The 15164-nt window shown below is 67.8% G+C and carries 17 protein-coding genes; 6 read left to right on the top strand and 11 right to left on the bottom strand.

The annotated features are described in order from the left end of the window. Window positions 1–130: 130 nt before the first annotated feature. The 5 genes from ESD82_RS06020 (at window position 131) to ESD82_RS06040 (ending at window position 3989) form a co-directional block, all read left to right on the top strand. A complete protein-coding gene (locus tag ESD82_RS06020; RefSeq protein WP_024843336.1) occupies window positions 131–502 on the top strand; it encodes a HesB/IscA family protein in 372 nt (123 codons plus the stop codon). Window positions 503–603: 101 nt separating this feature from the next. Next, window positions 604–1347 carry a triose-phosphate isomerase gene (tpiA, locus tag ESD82_RS06025; protein ID WP_147428761.1) on the top strand — a complete coding sequence of 248 codons (744 nt, stop codon included), beginning with the start codon at window positions 604–606 and terminating at the stop codon, window positions 1345–1347. A gap of 132 nt (window positions 1348–1479) precedes the next feature. Continuing rightward, complete coding sequence (locus ESD82_RS06030) at window positions 1480–2526, top strand: methionine ABC transporter ATP-binding protein (RefSeq protein ID WP_024843338.1); 1047 nt, start codon at window positions 1480–1482, stop codon at window positions 2524–2526. Beyond that, window positions 2516–3190, top strand: coding sequence for a methionine ABC transporter permease (locus ESD82_RS06035; protein WP_024843339.1), 675 nt, complete (start codon window positions 2516–2518; stop codon window positions 3188–3190). The genes ESD82_RS06030 and ESD82_RS06035 overlap by 11 nt, the downstream gene beginning before the upstream one ends. Before the next feature lie 16 nt (window positions 3191–3206). After that, entirely contained in the window at window positions 3207–3989 is a 783-nt protein-coding gene (locus ESD82_RS06040; protein ID WP_147428760.1) for a MetQ/NlpA family ABC transporter substrate-binding protein, read from the top strand. A gap of 109 nt (window positions 3990–4098) precedes the next feature. Here the strand turns inward: ESD82_RS06040 and ESD82_RS06045 are convergent, their stop codons facing one another. Both ESD82_RS06045 and ESD82_RS06050 read right to left on the bottom strand, forming a co-directional pair. After that, the gene (locus ESD82_RS06045; protein ID WP_024843341.1) at window positions 4099–5601 is read right to left on the bottom strand and encodes an acetyl-CoA hydrolase/transferase family protein; all 1503 of its coding nucleotides are present in this window, start codon (window positions 5599–5601) and stop codon (window positions 4099–4101) included. 154 nt (window positions 5602–5755) lie between these two features. Continuing rightward, on the bottom strand, window positions 5756–6181 hold the full coding sequence (locus tag ESD82_RS06050) for a DoxX family protein (protein ID WP_147428759.1): 426 nt from the start codon (window positions 6179–6181) through the stop codon (window positions 5756–5758). A 111-nt stretch (window positions 6182–6292) separates the two neighbouring features. On the opposite strand from ESD82_RS06050, the gene ESD82_RS06055 reads away from it, so the two are divergent. Then, window positions 6293–7204 (top strand): LysR family transcriptional regulator, encoded by a 912-nt coding sequence (locus ESD82_RS06055; protein WP_147428758.1) that lies wholly within the window; start codon window positions 6293–6295, stop codon window positions 7202–7204. On the opposite strand, the gene ESD82_RS06060 is transcribed toward ESD82_RS06055, so the two are convergent. The 9 genes from ESD82_RS06060 to cyoE all read right to left on the bottom strand — a co-directional run bounded on the left by ESD82_RS06060 (window position 7167) and on the right by cyoE (window position 15159). Continuing rightward, on the bottom strand, window positions 7167–8567 hold the full coding sequence (locus ESD82_RS06060; RefSeq protein ID WP_147428757.1) for an FAD-binding oxidoreductase: 1401 nt from the start codon (window positions 8565–8567) through the stop codon (window positions 7167–7169). The two genes, ESD82_RS06055 and ESD82_RS06060, sit on opposite strands and share 38 nt — an antisense overlap. Next, complete coding sequence (locus tag ESD82_RS06065) at window positions 8567–9148, bottom strand: GNAT family N-acetyltransferase (protein ID WP_024843345.1); 582 nt, start codon at window positions 9146–9148, stop codon at window positions 8567–8569. The genes ESD82_RS06060 and ESD82_RS06065 overlap by 1 nt, the downstream gene beginning before the upstream one ends. Further along, entirely contained in the window at window positions 9148–10356 is a 1209-nt protein-coding gene (locus ESD82_RS06070; protein WP_051419456.1) for a M16 family metallopeptidase, read from the bottom strand. The genes ESD82_RS06065 and ESD82_RS06070 overlap by 1 nt, the downstream gene beginning before the upstream one ends. Window positions 10357–10409: 53 nt before the next feature. Then, entirely contained in the window at window positions 10410–11798 is a 1389-nt protein-coding gene (thrC, locus tag ESD82_RS06075; protein WP_147428756.1) for a threonine synthase, read from the bottom strand. 9 nt (window positions 11799–11807) lie between these two features. After that, the gene (locus ESD82_RS06080; protein ID WP_147428755.1) at window positions 11808–12479 is read right to left on the bottom strand and encodes an SURF1 family protein; all 672 of its coding nucleotides are present in this window, start codon (window positions 12477–12479) and stop codon (window positions 11808–11810) included. Between the two features lie 65 nt (window positions 12480–12544). Beyond that, window positions 12545–13369, bottom strand: coding sequence for a cytochrome c oxidase subunit 3 (locus ESD82_RS06085; RefSeq protein ID WP_024843349.1), 825 nt, complete (start codon window positions 13367–13369; stop codon window positions 12545–12547). A 34-nt stretch (window positions 13370–13403) separates the two neighbouring features. Beyond that, window positions 13404–13988 carry a cytochrome c oxidase assembly protein gene (locus ESD82_RS06090; protein WP_024843350.1) on the bottom strand — a complete coding sequence of 195 codons (585 nt, stop codon included), beginning with the start codon at window positions 13986–13988 and terminating at the stop codon, window positions 13404–13406. Further along, window positions 13985–14242 (bottom strand): hypothetical protein, encoded by a 258-nt coding sequence (locus ESD82_RS06095; RefSeq protein WP_024843351.1) that lies wholly within the window; start codon window positions 14240–14242, stop codon window positions 13985–13987. The genes ESD82_RS06090 and ESD82_RS06095 overlap by 4 nt, the downstream gene beginning before the upstream one ends. Then, window positions 14242–15159, bottom strand: a complete 918-nt coding sequence (cyoE, locus tag ESD82_RS06100; protein WP_024843352.1) for a heme o synthase — start codon at window positions 15157–15159, stop codon at window positions 14242–14244. Before cyoE ends, ESD82_RS06095 begins: the two co-directional genes overlap by 1 nt. Window positions 15160–15164: the final 5 nt, after the last annotated feature.

The following is a 15164-nucleotide window of genomic DNA, read 5'->3' on the forward strand; positions in this document are numbered from 1 at the left end:
TTCCCCTTGCGGGGTCCACCAACACCAATGAAGCGGCGCTTATAGCCGCCCGGCGCCCGGTGTCAAGCACCCCTTGAGCCGCGGCCCCGATGCTCCTAAATGAAAGGCAGCGAACAGAAAAGGGCCCGAGATGTTTTCGATCCCCGGCAAATCCCCCGTGACCATCACCCAGGCGGCCGAGCGGCAGATCGCCCGGCTGATGGCGCAGAAATCCGCCAGCGGCCTGCGCATCGGCCTGAAGAAGGGCGGCTGCGCCGGCATGGAATACACCATGGAGCTGGCCGAGACCGCCTCGCCCGGCGACGAGGTGGTCGAACAGGGCGAAGCGCGGGTTCTGATCGCCCCCACCGCGCAGATGTTCCTGTTCGGGACCGAGATCGATTATGAATCCGGCCTGCTGGAATCCGGCTTCAGGTTCCGCAACCCCAATGTCACCGACAGTTGCGGCTGCGGCGAATCGGTCAACTTCGCTCCGCTGGAAGGTTCGCGCGCCAAGGTTTGAACCTTTTTGCCGCAAGTTAGCGCCCACATCGCCCTGCCGGCTTGATCGCGCGAAATCCCCGGCCTAATCCCCTGCCAGATCATGAAAAGGGAGAGAGGCAGATGGCCCCGCGCAAACTTGCCGCCGGCAACTGGAAGATGAACGGAACCCTGGCCTCACTGGCCGAGATCGGCCGGCTGCTCGCCGATCACCCGGCGCCGGGCTGCGACGTGCTGATCTGCCCGCCTGCCACCCTGCTCCATGCCATGGCCGCCAGCGCGCAGGGCAAGATCGCCATCGGCGGCCAAGACTGCCACGCCAAGACCGCGGGTGCCCATACCGGCGACATCGCCGCCGCGCAGCTCAGGGACGCGGGCGCGAGCCATGTGATCCTTGGCCATTCCGAGCGTCGCACCGACCATGCCGAGACCGACGCCCAGGTCGCCGCCAAATCCGTCGCCGCGCATGAGGCGGGCCTCGTCGCGGTGATCTGCGTCGGCGAGACCGAGGCGCAGCGCGACGCCGGCCAGACGCTCGACGTGATCTCGGCCCAGCTTGCCGGCTCGGTTCCCGATGGTGCCACGGCCGCCAACACGGTGATCGCCTATGAACCGGTCTGGGCCATCGGCACCGGCCGCACGCCCACCTCCGACCAGATCGCCGAGGTCCATGCCCTGATGCGCGAGCGCCTCTCGGCGCGCTTCGCCGACGGTGCCGACATGGCGCTGCTCTATGGCGGCTCGGTCAAGCCCGGCAATGCGGCCGAGATCTTTGCCATTCCGCATGTGAACGGCGCGCTGGTCGGCGGCGCCAGCCTCAAGGCCGAGGATTTCGGCCCGATCATCGCCGCGCTTTCCGCAGCGTAACGCCGGCGAAAGGAACGCCATTCCATCCGAACCCTCCGGTTTGGAATGGCGTTGCCCTTTTGCCGGGCGCCTGCCCCTTGCCAAGCCCGGCCCGGCGGGCATAGGTCTCGCCTGACATTCAAGGCAGGGGCGATGACAGAGCCGGCAATCTCATTCCAGGGCGTGACGCGCCGCTATCCGCAAAAGGGCGGCGGCGACGTGGTGGCGCTGCACGACATCTGGCTGGACGTGCCGCAGGGCGCGATCACCGGCATCATCGGCCGGTCCGGCGCCGGCAAATCGACGCTGTTGCGCATGGTGAACGGGCTGGAACGCCCCAGCGCCGGCAAGGTGATCGTGAACGAGCGCGACGTGGGCGCCGCCTCGGACGCGAGCCTGCGCCGCATCCGGCGCGAGGTCGGCATGATCTTCCAGCATTTCAACCTGCTGGCCAGCCGCACCGTGGCCGAGAACATCGCCCTGCCGCTGGAGATCGCCGGAGAGGACCGCGCGAAGATCGCCCCCCGCGTCACGGAGCTGATCGAGCGCGTCGGCCTGACCGCCCAGGCCGGCCGCTACCCGGCCGAGCTTTCCGGCGGGCAGAAGCAGCGGGTCGGCATCGCCCGGGCCTTGGCCACCGGGCCGCGCGTGCTGCTGTCGGACGAGGCGACCTCGGCCCTCGACCCCGACACCACCCGGCAGGTGCTGGAGCTTCTGCAGCGCATCAACCGCGAGCTTGGCCTGACCATCCTGCTCATCACCCATGAGATGGCGGTGGTGCGCGACATCTGCAGCCATGTCGCGGTGATCGAGGGCGGCCGCATCGTCGAGGCGGGCGAGACCTACGCGGTCTTCTCGAAACCCGCCCATCCCACCACGCGCTCGTTCCTGACCGGCGTGACCGGCGTCGCGGTGCCGCAATTCGTCGCCGGCCAGATGCGGGACGCGCCGCAGGGCCCCGAGGCCGAGGCGGTGGTGCAGATCACCTTCATCGGCAGCCATGCCACCGACCCGATGCTGGCGCGGCTGACCTCGGAACGCGGGGTCAGCGTCAACATCCTGGCCGGCGCCATCGAGGAGATCGGCACCAGGCCCTTCGGCAGCCTGATCGTCGCCCTGCCCGCCCAGCGGCTGGAGGAATCGCGCCGCTTCCTGGAAGAACACGGGCTTCTGACCGAGGTGCTTGGCTATGTCGGCTAACCTGATCCCGATCCTCTGGCAGGCAACGCTGCAGACGCTCTACATGGTCGCCCTGTCCACGCTGCTCGGCACGCTGATCGGCGGGCCGCTGGGCGTGTTCCTGGCCACCTCGCGCCGGGGCGAGCTGCTCTCGGCGCCTTGGCTGAACACCGTGCTGGGGCTGATCGTGAACGCGGCGCGCTCGACGCCCTTCATCATCCTGGTGGTGGCGATCATCCCCTTCACGCGGCTGATCGCCGGCACCTCGATCGGCACCACCGCCGCCATCGTGCCACTGACCATCGCGGCCGCGCCCTTCATCGCCCGCCTGATCGAGACCGCCATCCGCGAGGTCGATGCCGGGCTGATCGAGGCCGCCCGCGCCATGGGCGCCACGCCCGGCCAGATCGTGCGCAAGGTGCTGATCCCCGAGGCCATGCCCGGCATCATCCTGGGCCTGACGCTCGCCGTGGTCAGCCTGATCGGCTATTCGGCCATGGTCGGCGCGGTCGGCGGCGAGGGCCTGGGCGATCTCGGCATCCGCTACGGCTACCAGCGCTTCATGCCCGAGGTGATGCTGGCGGTGGTGGTGATCCTGATCGTGCTGGTGCAACTGGTGCAATCGGCCGGCGAATGGATCGCCGCCCGTTTCGACAAGCGCGCGCCCCGCAACCGGGGCCGATAACCGGAAAGGACATCCCATGCGCAAATTCAGCCTTGCCGCCCTGACCTCGGCACTCGCCCTCGCCGCCGGCATGGCCGCGGCCGAGGAGATCAAGGTCGGCGTCTCGCCGGGCGAACATGGCGAGATCATGGAGGAAGTCGCCAAGGTCGCCAAGGACAAGGGCCTGACCATCGACATCGTCGAATTCACCGATTACGTGGTGCCGAACCAGGCGCTGGCCGATGGCGATCTGCAAGCCAACAGCTTCCAGCACCAGCCCTATCTGGACAACCAGATCAAGGACCGCGGCTTCGCGCTGGTCAGCATCGCCAAGACCATCACCACGCCGATGGGCGTCTATTCGCAAAAGCTGAAATCGCTGGACGAGCTGCCCGAGGGCGCCGGGGTCGCGATCCCGAACGACCCGACCAATGGCGGCCGCGCGCTGCTGCTTTTGCAGGACAAGGGCATCGTCACGCTGGCCGAGGACACCGGCCTCACCCCCTCGCCGCTCGACGTGACCGGCAACCCGAAGAACCTCAAGTTCCTGGAACTCGACGCCGCCCAGCTGCCGCGCGCACTGGCCGATACCGACATCGCCGTGATCAACACCAACTACGCGCTGGATGCCGGCCTCAACCCGAACGAAGACGCCATCGCCATGGAAAAACCCGACAGCCCCTATGCCAACATCATCGTGGTGCGCCAGGGCGACGAGGACGCCCCATGGGCCAGGCAACTGGTCGAAGCCTATCACGACCCGGCGGTGAAGCAGTTCATCGAGGAGAAATACCAGGGTGCCGTCATCCCTGCCTGGTGACCTTCTCTGTTTCCTAAATACCCCGGGGGAGTCGCGGCACGCGACGGGGGCGGAGCCCCCATCCCCCGCGCCACAAGGAAACGCCCCGCCGGTCAAGCGGGGCGTTTGCTCATTCCGGCCGCATGCTGCCGGTGCGGCGCAGCCGGTCGTGCCAGCTGAGCGCCTCCTCGATCAGATGCGGCGTATGGCCGCCCCGCGCCAGCGCCCGGTCGTGGTAATCCGCCAGCGCATCCCGCCATTCCGGGGCCACGCAGTTTTGCAGGACCACCCGCGCCCGCTCGCGCGGCGCAAGGCCACGCAGATCGGCCAGCCCCTGCTCGGTGACCAGGATGTCCACGTCATGCTCGGTATGGTCGACATGGCTGACCATCGGCACCACCGAGGAGATCCGCCCATCCTTGGCCATGGATTTCGTCACGAAAACCGACAGATAGGCGTTGCGTGCGAAATCGCCCGAGCCGCCGATGCCGTTCATCATCTGCGTGCCCATGACATGGGTCGAGTTCACGTTGCCGTAAAGGTCGAATTCCAGCGCCGTGTTGATGCAGATCAGCCCCAGCCGCCGCACCACCTCGGGGTGGTTGGAAATCTCCTGCGGGCGCAGCACCAGCCGGGGCTTGAACTCGTGGAACCGCGCCATCACGTCGCGGTATTTCGGCGCCGACAGCGTGATCGAGGAACCCGAGGCAAAGACCATCTTGCCGGCATCCATCAGGTCGAAGGTCGAATCCTGCAGGACTTCCGAATACATGGTCAGGTCGTGGAACGGGCTGTCGATGAAACCGTGCAGCACCGCATTGGCGATGGTGCCGATGCCGGCCTGCAGCGGGTGCAGGTGGCCCGGCAGCCGGGAATGCGCCACCTCGTTCTTCAGGAATTCGGTCAGGTGGCCGGCGATGGCCCGGGTCTCGGCATCCGGCGCCTCGATGGTCGAGGACGAGTCGAGCTTGGTCGAGACCACGATGGCCGCGATGCGCTCGGGCGGCACCGGGATGAAGGGAAAGCCGACCCGGCTTTCCGGCGTCACCACCGGGATCGGCGTCCGGGTGGGGCGATAGGTGGGGATATAGATGTCGTGCAGCCCCTCCAGCGCCTCGGGCTGGCTCAGGTTGATCTCGACGATCACCTTCTCGGCCAGCAGCGCGAAGCTTGCCGAATTGCCGACCGAGGTGGTGGGGACGATGCCGCCGGTCTCGGTGATCGCCACCGCCTCGACGATGGCGATGTCCACCGGCGGCAGCTGGCCGGTGCGCAGTTGTTCGACCGTCTCGGAGAGGTGCTGGTCGATATACATCACCTCGCCGGCGTTGATCGCGCGGCGCAACGCCGGGTCGGACATGAAGGGGATGCGGCGCGACAGCACCTTGGCCTCGGCCAGTGTCTTGTCGAGGTCGTTGCCGAGCGACGCCCCGGTCATCAGCGTCACCTTCAGCGGCTGGGCCTTGGCGCGTTCGGCCAGCGCCAGCGGCACCGCCTTGGCCTCGCCGGCGCGGGTAAATCCCGACATGCCCAGCACCATGCCGTCGCGGATCAGGCTCGCGGCCTCTTCGGCGCTGACCACGCGCTCGCGCAGGGGCTTGTGGCGGATGCGGTGAAGGTGATCCTCGGTCATAGCAGCCTCCCTGAAACTCGGGCGATGATTAGAGCCATCGCGCAGGACTGACAAATCAACCCAGCCATGCACGCAAGGAAAGGCCGGCCCGAAGGCCAGCCTGGGCAAGATCGTTTCGCGCCGGGCTCAGCGGCGAGGGCTCAGCGGCGAGGGCTCAGCGACGCCGGCCCAGCGACCAGGCCCCGTCGCCCAGCAGCGCCAGCGCCACCATGGTCACGGCCCAGAGCAGCGGATATTCCCAGCCGCCGCCCGGATTACTGAAGGTGAAGCCCGCACCGCCATGGCCGAACCAGGCCGCACCCAGCAGCACGGCGGCCAGCGCCAGCGCGACCTGCCGGGTGAAGATGCCGGCGATCAGCGCCAGCCCGCCCAGGATCTCGGCCAGTATGGTCAGCGGGCCCAGGATGCCCGGCAGGCCGATGGACTGGAAATAGCCGGCTGTGCCCGAGGGGGTGAAGACCAGCAGCTTGATCAGCCCATGGACCAGGAACCAGATCCCGGTCGAGACCCGCAGGACAAAAGCGGCGATGTCGGCATTGCGCTCGGCCAGGGCCGGGGCGCTTTGGCTAAGGTCGGTCATGATGTGTTTCCTTGCAACTGTTCGCGTATCCGTTGCCCGACAGATAGACCTTGGCGATTGTCGCGAAAATTGCCATATTCATGGAAATATTGTCGCCGATGCGGGGATGGAATGGACAGGATCGACGGCATCCGCGCCTTTGTCGCCGTGGTCGATGCCGGCTCGTTCACCCGGGCGGGCGAGCGGCTGGGGATCTCGAACAAGCTGGTCAGCAAATATGTCGCGGCGCTGGAGGGGCAGCAGGGCGTCACGCTTCTGAACCGCACCACCCGCGCCCTGTCGCTGACCCCCGCGGGCGAGCGTTATCTGGCGGCGGCCCGCCGGGTGCTGGCGGCGGTCGAGGAACTGGACGCGCAGGCCCATGCCGAGGACGGCGTCCTGACCGGGCGGCTGCGCATCAGCGCCCCGGTGGCCTTCGGCGAGATGTTCGCCACCACCCTGACCCGCGACTTCACCGCCGGCCATCCGGGGATCGAGATCGACCTGAACCTGACAGACCGCTATGTCGACCTGGCGGCCGAGGGCTTCGACCTGGCGCTGCGCATCGGCCAGCTTGCCGATTCCAGCCTGATCGCCCGCCGCATCGGCCAGGCCGAGGCCTGGGCGGTGGCAAGCCCCGCCTATCTGAACCGGCATCCGCGCCCCGCCCGCCCCGAGGATCTGCGCGAGCATGCGAATATCCGCGACAGCAATACGCAGAATCCCGGCCGGGCGATCTTCCTGATCGAGGGCAAGGCGGTCAGCATCCCCCTGCCCGGCCGCATTACCGTGAACAGCGCCCAGGCAGTGCGGAAGCTGGTGCTGGAGGGCGAGGGCGTGGCGCTGATCCCCAGCTTCGTCGTGGCGCAGGACGTGGCCCAGGGCCGGCTGCAGCGGCTTCTGCCGGATTTCCAGCGGCCGCAGCTGGACATCCAGGCACTGTATCTGCCGCAGCCCTTCATGCCGCCGCGGCTTTCGGCCTATCTGGACCACCTTCGGGCGCGGCTTACGCCTCTGCTGAAAGCACCGCGCCCGGATTCATGATGCCCAGCGGGTCCAGCGTGGCCTTGATCGCCCGCATGGCCTTGAGGCGCGCCGGATCGCCCCAGCGTTCCAGGTCGCCGACCTTCAGCCGCCCGACCCCGTGTTCGGCCGAGAAGGAGCCGCCGCGATCCACCACCATCTGATGCACCAGAAGCGATAGCGCCTTGCGCCGGTCGTCGTAATCCGCGCGATTGCGGCCGGGCGCCGGGAACAGGTTGTAATGCAGGTTGCCGTCGCCCAGATGCCCGAAGCAGTTGATGCGCAGCCCCTCGCCCGCAAGCCGCGCGCCGGCCTCGCGGATGAAGCCGGCGATTTCCGACAGCGGCAGGCTGATATCGTGGCTGGCGACGGCGCCGATGCGGCGGTTCGCCTCGGGGATATGTTCGCGCAGATGCCAGAAACCGGCCGCATGCGCCCCCGATTGCGCGATCACCCCGTCGGAGACCAGGCCGCGCTCCATCGCGTCGACCAGCAGCCCCTCCAGCGCCGCCTCGGGGGCCAGCCCCTCGGGCAGGCCGACCTCGATCAGCACCGACCATTCGGCGCCGGGCAGCGGCTGGCGGATCTCGGGCAGCACCTCGGCCAGGAAGGCCAGCCCCTGCCCGCCGATCAGCTCGAAGGCGGTGACGCCGCCGGCCATGCGCCCCTCGGCCAGCGACAAGAGCGTCAGCGCCGCCTCGGGCGAGGGTACCTGCAGCATGGCGGTGCCGATCCCCGGCGGCGGCACCACCAGCTTCAGGCTGGCGGCGGTGACGATGCCCAGCGTGCCCTCGGCCCCGATCAAGAGGTCGCGCAGGTCATAGCCGGTATTGTCCTTGCGCAGCCGCTTCAGGTCGTGGACGACCGAACCGTCGGGCAGCACCGCCTCGATCCCCAGGCAAAGCGCCCGCGCCGTGCCATAGCGCAGCGCGGTGACGCCGCCGGCATTGGTCGCAAGGCAGCCGCCGATGGCCGCGGTGCCTTGGCTCGCCAGCGACAGCGGGAACAGCCGCCCCGCCGCCTCGGCCGCGTCGCGCACGGCCTGCAGGGTCATGCCGGCCTCGGCCACCAGCACGTTCTCTTCGGGCCAGATGCCGCGCAGCGCGGTCATCCGCTCCAGCGACAGGATCAGTGGCGCCGGCCCCTCGGGCATCACCTGGCCCGAGACCAGGCCGGTGCCACCGCCGCGCGGCACGATGGCGACGCGAGCCTCGGCGCAGGCGCGGACCACGGCGCCAACCTCATCGGTATTGCGCGGCGCGGCGACCAGCCCCGCCTGTCCCCGCCAGCGGCCGCGCGGCTCCTCCAGATAGGCGGGCGCGACCTCGCGCAGCACGCCCTCGGGCAGCGTCGCAGCCAGCGTCTCGTCGGCAGGGTTCAGCATCAGCGCACCTCGGTCTTACCACGCCGGTCGTGGCGCAGGTTGGCGTAAAGCACATGGTTGCGCCAGCGGCCGTTGATCTGCAGGTAGCTTTGCGCCACCCCCTCGTATTTGAAGCCGGAACGTTCCAGCACGCCGCGCGACGGGGTGTTTTCCGGCAGGCAGGCGGCCTCGATCCGGCTCAGGTCCATCTCGGTGAAGGCATGCTGGACCAGCGCACCGATGGCCTCGCGCATGTAACCCTGCCGGGCGAAGGGCTGGCCGATCCAGTAGCCGATGGTCGCCGATTGCGCCGGGCCGCGGCGGATATTGTCCAGCGTGATCGCCCCCAAGAGCGCCCCGTCGCGCCGGATCAGGAACAGGGGCAGAGCCGTGCCGTTGCGGCTGGCGCGCTGCGCCCAATAGACCCGGTTGGTGAAGCCGCGCTTGGTCAGGTGGTCGGGCGCCCAGACCGGCTCCCACGGGGTCAGGAAGGCGCGGCTTTCGGCCCGCAGCGCGGCCCATGGGGCGAAATCCGCATGGGCAGGCAGGCGCAGCACCATCCGCTCGGTTTCCAGGCGCGGCGGACGGCGGCGCGAGAACATCAGGCGGCGAGCCTTTCGGCCAGCACCTCGCGCGTGGGCGCGCCCGCGACCGGCCCGTAAAGCGCCAGTGCCGGGCGGGCATGGGCAATCAGACGCTCGGCATGGGCGCGGATGTCGGCCACGGTCACGGCGTCGATGCGCTCGGCCACCTCGGCCGGGTCCGGCACCCGGCCCCAGATCGCCAGCGACCGCGCCATGCGCTCGGCCTGGCCGGTCGGGCTTTCCAGCCCCATCAGCAGCCCGGCCTTGAGCTGGGCGCGCGCGCGGGCCACCTCGGCCTCGGTCATGTCCTCGGCCGAGCGCTTCAACTCGTCCACGGTCAGCGTCGCCAGGTCGGCGATCTGCTCGCCCGAGGTGCCGGCATAGATCGTCACCATGCCGGTATCGTCGTGGAAACCGGACTGCGCGAAGATCGAATAGCACAGGCCCTTTTCCTCGCGCAGCTTCTGGAACAGGCGCGAGGACATGCCGCCCCCCAGCGCCGAGGTCCAGATCTGCGCGGCATAGAAATCCGGCGCCTGATAGCCCGGCCCCTCGAAGGCCAGCGCGAAATGCGCCTGCTCCAGCCCCTTGACGCGGCGCGCCTCGGCGCCCTGCCAGCGGGCGGGCTCGCGCGTGGTCAGCTTGCGGGCCGGCAGATGGCCGAAGATCGCCTCGACCTGGCGCAGGATGCGGTCATGGTCCACCGCACCGGCGGCGGCGACGATCATGCGCTCGGGACCGTAATGCTCGGTGATGAAGCCCGACAGGTCGGCGCGGTCGAAGCGGCTGACCCGCTCGGCCGGGCCCAGGATGGTGCGGCCCATGGGCTGGTCGGGATAGGCCGCCTCTTGCAGCCAGTCGAAGATCACGTCGTCGGGCGTGTCCAGCGCCTGGCCGATCTCTTGCAGGATCACGCCGCGCTCGACCTCGATCTCGCGCTGGTCGAACACCGGGTTCATCACGATGTCCGAGATCACGTCCAGCGCCAGCTCCACGTCCCCCGCCAGCACCCGCGCGTAATAGGAGGTCACGTCGCGCGAGGTATAGGCGTTGATATAGCCGCCGACATTCTCGATCGACTCGACGATTTCCAGCGCGCTGCGCCGCGCCGTGCCCTTGAAGGCCATGTGTTCCAGGAAATGGGCGATGCCGTTCTGCTCGGCGCGCTCGTCGCGGCAGCCGGCATTGACCCAGATGCCGATGGCGGCGGAATGCAGGCCGGGCATGTCGCGGCTGACGACGCGCAGCCCGTTGGGCAGGGTGCTGATGCGGATCTGATTCAAGCTGTTCTCCGTTCAAGGATCAGCGATTTAATGGCCTCGGCGTCGTTTGCAATCCGGGTGATGCGCTCGTCGCGGTCGAAAAGGTCGGCCATATGCGGCGGCAGGGGCGGGCGGATGCCCACGGCCGCCTCGACCGCGTCGGGGAATTTCGCCGGATGCGCGGTGGAAAGCGAGATCATCGGCACGCCCGGCCGCAGATGCTCGCGCGCCACCTTCACCGCAACGGCGGTATGCGGGCAGATCACCTCGCCCGTCTCCTCGCGGATGGTGGCGATCATCGCCATCGTCTCCTCTTCGGAGGCACGGCCCGAGACATAGGTCTCGCGCAGCGCCTGAAGTGCGCCCTGGCTGATGACGAAGCCGCCGGATTTCAGCTCTTCCATCAGCCGCGACACGGCATTGCCGTCGTGGTCATAGGCCAGCCACAGCGCGCGTTCGAAATTCGAGCTGACCTGGATGTCCATCGAGGGGCTGATCGAGGGCCGGGCGGTGCCGACGCGGTATTCGCCGCTGGTCATCGCCCGGTGCAGGATGTCGTTCTGGTTGGTGGCGACGACCAGCTTGCCGATGGGCAGGCCCATGGCCTTGGCGATGGAACCGGCGAAGACATCGCCGAAATTCCCGGTCGGCACGGTGAAGTCCACCTCGCGCCGCGGCGCGCCCAGGCTGACGGCGGCGGTGAAGTAATAGACGATCTGCGCCAGCACCCGCGCCCAGTTGATCGAGTTGACGCCGGCAAGCCCGACCGCATCGCGGAAATCGTGGTCGTTGAACAGATCCTTGAGCCGCGCCTGGCAATCGTCGAAGGTGCCGTCCACCGCCAGCGCATGGACGTTGGCGTCGGCGGGTGTGGACATCTGGCGGCGCTGCACTTCGCTGACGCGGCCATGCGGATACATGATGAACACATCGACGTTCGACAGGCCGCGGAACGCCTCGATCGCGGCCGAGCCGGTATCGCCCGAGGTCGCGCCCAGGATCGTGACCCGCTGCCCCGAACGCGCCAGCGCCAGCTGGAACAGCTGGCCGATCAGCTGCATGGCGAAATCCTTGAAGGCCAGCGTGGGGCCGTGGAACAGCTCGAGCAGGTGATGGCCCGGCGCAAGCTGGACCAAGGGCGCGCGGGCGACATGGTCGAAGCCATGATAGGCCCGCGCGATGGCATCGCGCAGTTCCGCATCGCTGAAGCTTTCGCCGACGAAGGGGCTGGTGACGCGGCGCGCGACCTCTTCATAGGGCAGGCCCTCGAAGCGGGCGATCTCGTCGGCCGAGAACATCGGGATCGCCTCGGGCAGGTACAGCCCGCCGTCGCGCGCCAGCCCGGTCATCATCGCCTGTTCGAAGTCCAGGACCGGAGCCCGGCCCCGTGTCGAAACGTAACGCATCGCGTCCCCCTAGTATTGCCGCTGCCTGATACGCCAGATCAGCGCCACTGTCATCCCTGCCCAAACCGCAGCGATCATGAACCATTGCACGGCATAGCTCAGGTGGTTGTTCGGAATGCCCTCGACCGCCACCGGGATCGGCCGCACCCCCTGGGCATCGCCGCGGACCTCGGCCGCGACCACCAGGATCGGCTCGGTCCCCAGCTGCGCGGCCATGGCCGGCACGTCGCGGGCGAACCAGACGTTCTCGGCCAGGTTGGGCGCGGGCGTGGCGCTGCCCTTTTCGTCGGGCCAATGCAGGTTGCCTGCCACCTCCAGCCGCACCGGCGGGCGCGGGTCGCGCTTGTGGTCCTGATCGACGAAGCCGCGGTCGAGCAGGATCCGGCGCCCGTCATCGGTCAGGAAGCCCGAGACGATCTGATAGCCGCCGCCCGCCTCGCGCGTGCCCGACAGCACGTCGATCTCCTCGCCCGTGGTCTGGCCCGAGACCAGCACCGGCAGGTATTTCATCGACGGGTCCACCGCCGCCGGCAGGGGCACGGGGGCGCCCTCGATCCTTTGCTGGATCTGCGCGATCAGCCCCTCTTTCCAGTCCAGCCGCTGAAGTTGCCATATGCCCAGCGAGATCAGGATGGCGCAGCCCAGCACGCCGACGATCAGCGGGAACAGGTAACGGCGCATGGGCGGGCCTCCAAAGCAAACGGCGCGGGAACATCTGCCCCGCGCCGTGGAAATGTCAGTCGGGATCAGCGGCCCCAGATATAGATCACGACAAAGAGGAACAGCCAGACCACATCGACGAAGTGCCAGTACCAGGCGGCGGCCTCGAAGCCGACGTGCTGCTGCTGGGTCATCTGGCCCTTGAGCAGGCGGATCAGGCAGACGAACAGGAAGATCGTGCCGATGATGACATGCGCACCGTGAAAGCCGGTGGCCATGAAGAAGGTGCCGGCATAGACCGTGTCGGCCAGGCCGAAGGCGGCATGGCTGTATTCATAGGCCTGCAGCCCGGTGAAGCAGATGCCCAGGATCACCGCGACGATCAGCCCGTTGATCGTGGTCTTGCGGTCGCCGTCATGCACGAAGGCATGGTGCGCCCAGGTCACGGCGACGCCCGAAAGCAGCAGGATCAGCGTGTTGATCAGCGGCAGGTGCCAGGGATCGAAGGTGACGATGCCCTCCGGCGGCCAGACGCCGTCCTTGATCGGGCTGTCCGGCCCCATCGGATACATGGCGTTCTTGATGAAGGCCCAGAACCAGGCGACGAAGAACATCACCTCGGACATGATGAACAGGATGAAGCCGTATTGCAGGCCGATGCGCACCACCGGGGTATGCTCGCCCGACTCGCCCTCGTTGACGACATCGACCCACCAGCCGAACATGGTGTAAAGAACGGCAGCCAGGCCGATCAGGAACATCCACGGCCCCTCGACCGGCAGCCCCAAGACCGTGATTCCCTTCATCCAGGCGACCGCGCCAGTCAGCATCACGAAGGCGCCGATCGCGCCGAGGAAGGGCCAGATCGAGGGCGGCAGGATCTGATAATCGTGGTTCTTTACATGGGCCATGGCTGCGTTCCCGGCTGTTGCTGGTTCTTGTTGCTCAGTTTACGGTCGGTTCCGTTTTCGCGTCCAGCGCCGCCTGTCTGGGCGCGGGAGGATCGGTCCGGTGGAAGGTATAGGACAGGGTGATGTCGCGGATCCGGCCCGCGTCACGATCGTTGACCAGGTCGGCATCGACGAAGAAGCTGACCGGCATCTCGACCCGCTCACCCGGTTGCAGGGTCTGCTCGGTAAAGCAGAAGCATTCGATCTTGTTGAAGAAATAGCCGGCGGCATCGGGCGCCACGTTATAGCTGGCGGTGCCGGTGACCGGCTGGTCGGTATTGTTGATCGCCTCGTAGAAGGCAATGGCGTTCTCGCCGATCCGCAGTTCCATTTCCCGCTGCATGGGGCGGAAGGTCCAGCCGAGGTTGCTGTCGGCATTGGCGTCGAAGCGCACGCGGATCTTTTCCTCCAGCACGGTGTCCGAGGCGGACTCGGCCACGTTGGTCGTGCCGGCAAAGCCCGTCACCTGGCAAAACCAGGAATAAAACGGCACCGCCGCCCAGGACAGCGCGCCCATCACCACGACGACGCCGGCCAGCATGGCCACGGTGCGCCCGTTCGACCTCGGTTTCCCGCTCATTGGCTTGCCTCCTGATGGGCCGCCGGCGTGCCCGGCGCTGCGACCGGGGCGGCATTGGGGGCCGGCGGATCGGGATCGGGCGGCAGCATCGAGGCGCGCGGGCGGTGGTCATAGCCCTGCATCATGTCGCCCTGGGTGATCTTGACCACCGAAAGGCCAAAGACCAGCGCCACGAAACCCAGCAGCACGACCAGAAGCCCGATGTTGCGGCTGCGGCGGCGCTTGTGCAACTCGTGTTCGACCTGGGGCAGCATCACCACCCCCCGATCCAATGCTGCACCAGCAGCGCCAGGAAATGCAGGAAAGTGTAATAGAGCGACAGGCGGAAATAGCGTTTCTCGACCCGGTAGCCATCGGCCTGTGCCTGGTCCTCGCTGCGGCGCAGGATCTGCCAGCCGCCGGCGATGAACAGCAGGTTCAGCACCGCCGAGACCGCCAGGTAGAGCGGCCCGCCGACCGAGGTGAAGCCCAGCCAGATCGCAAAGGGCGCCAGTACCAGCGTATAGGCGAAGATATGGCAGCGCGTCACCTTGCGACCATGAGTCACGGTCAGCATGGGCACGCCGGCCTTGGAATAGTCGTCCTTCATGAACAGCGCCAAGGCCCAGAAATGCGGCGGCGTCCAGAAGAAGATCAGCGCGAACATCAAGAGCGACTCGAGGCCGATGCCGCCGGTGGCGCAGGCCCAGCCGATCATCGGCGGAAAGGCCCCCGCGGCACCGCCGATGACGATGTTCTGCGGCGTCGAGCGTTTCAGCCAGATCGTGTAGACCACGGCATAGAAGAAGATGGTGAAGGCCAGGAACCCGGCCGCGAACCAGTTCGCCGCCAGCCCCAGCATCATCACCGACAGGCCCGAGAGCGCGATGCCGACCGCCAGCGCCTCGCCCGAGGAGACGCGGCCCGAGGGCACGGGACGGCCCGCGGTGCGGCGCATCACCGCGTCGATGTCGGCGTCATACCACATGTTGAGGGCACCCGAGGCCCCGCCCCCCAGCGCGATGAACAGCACCGCGCAGAAGGCAACGAAAGGGTTGACCGGCTGCGGGGCGATCCACAGCCCGACGAAGGCCGTGAACACCACCAGCGACATGACGCGCGGCTTCAGCAGCGCCACATAATCGCCGAAGCCCGCCTCGGCGGGCCCCTCGTATGCGTTGATATCGGCCACGGCCC

Origin of the sequence: Paracoccus pantotrophus (assembly GCF_008824185.1) — a bacterium.
Taxonomy (GTDB): Bacteria; Pseudomonadota; Alphaproteobacteria; order Rhodobacterales; family Rhodobacteraceae; genus Paracoccus; species Paracoccus pantotrophus.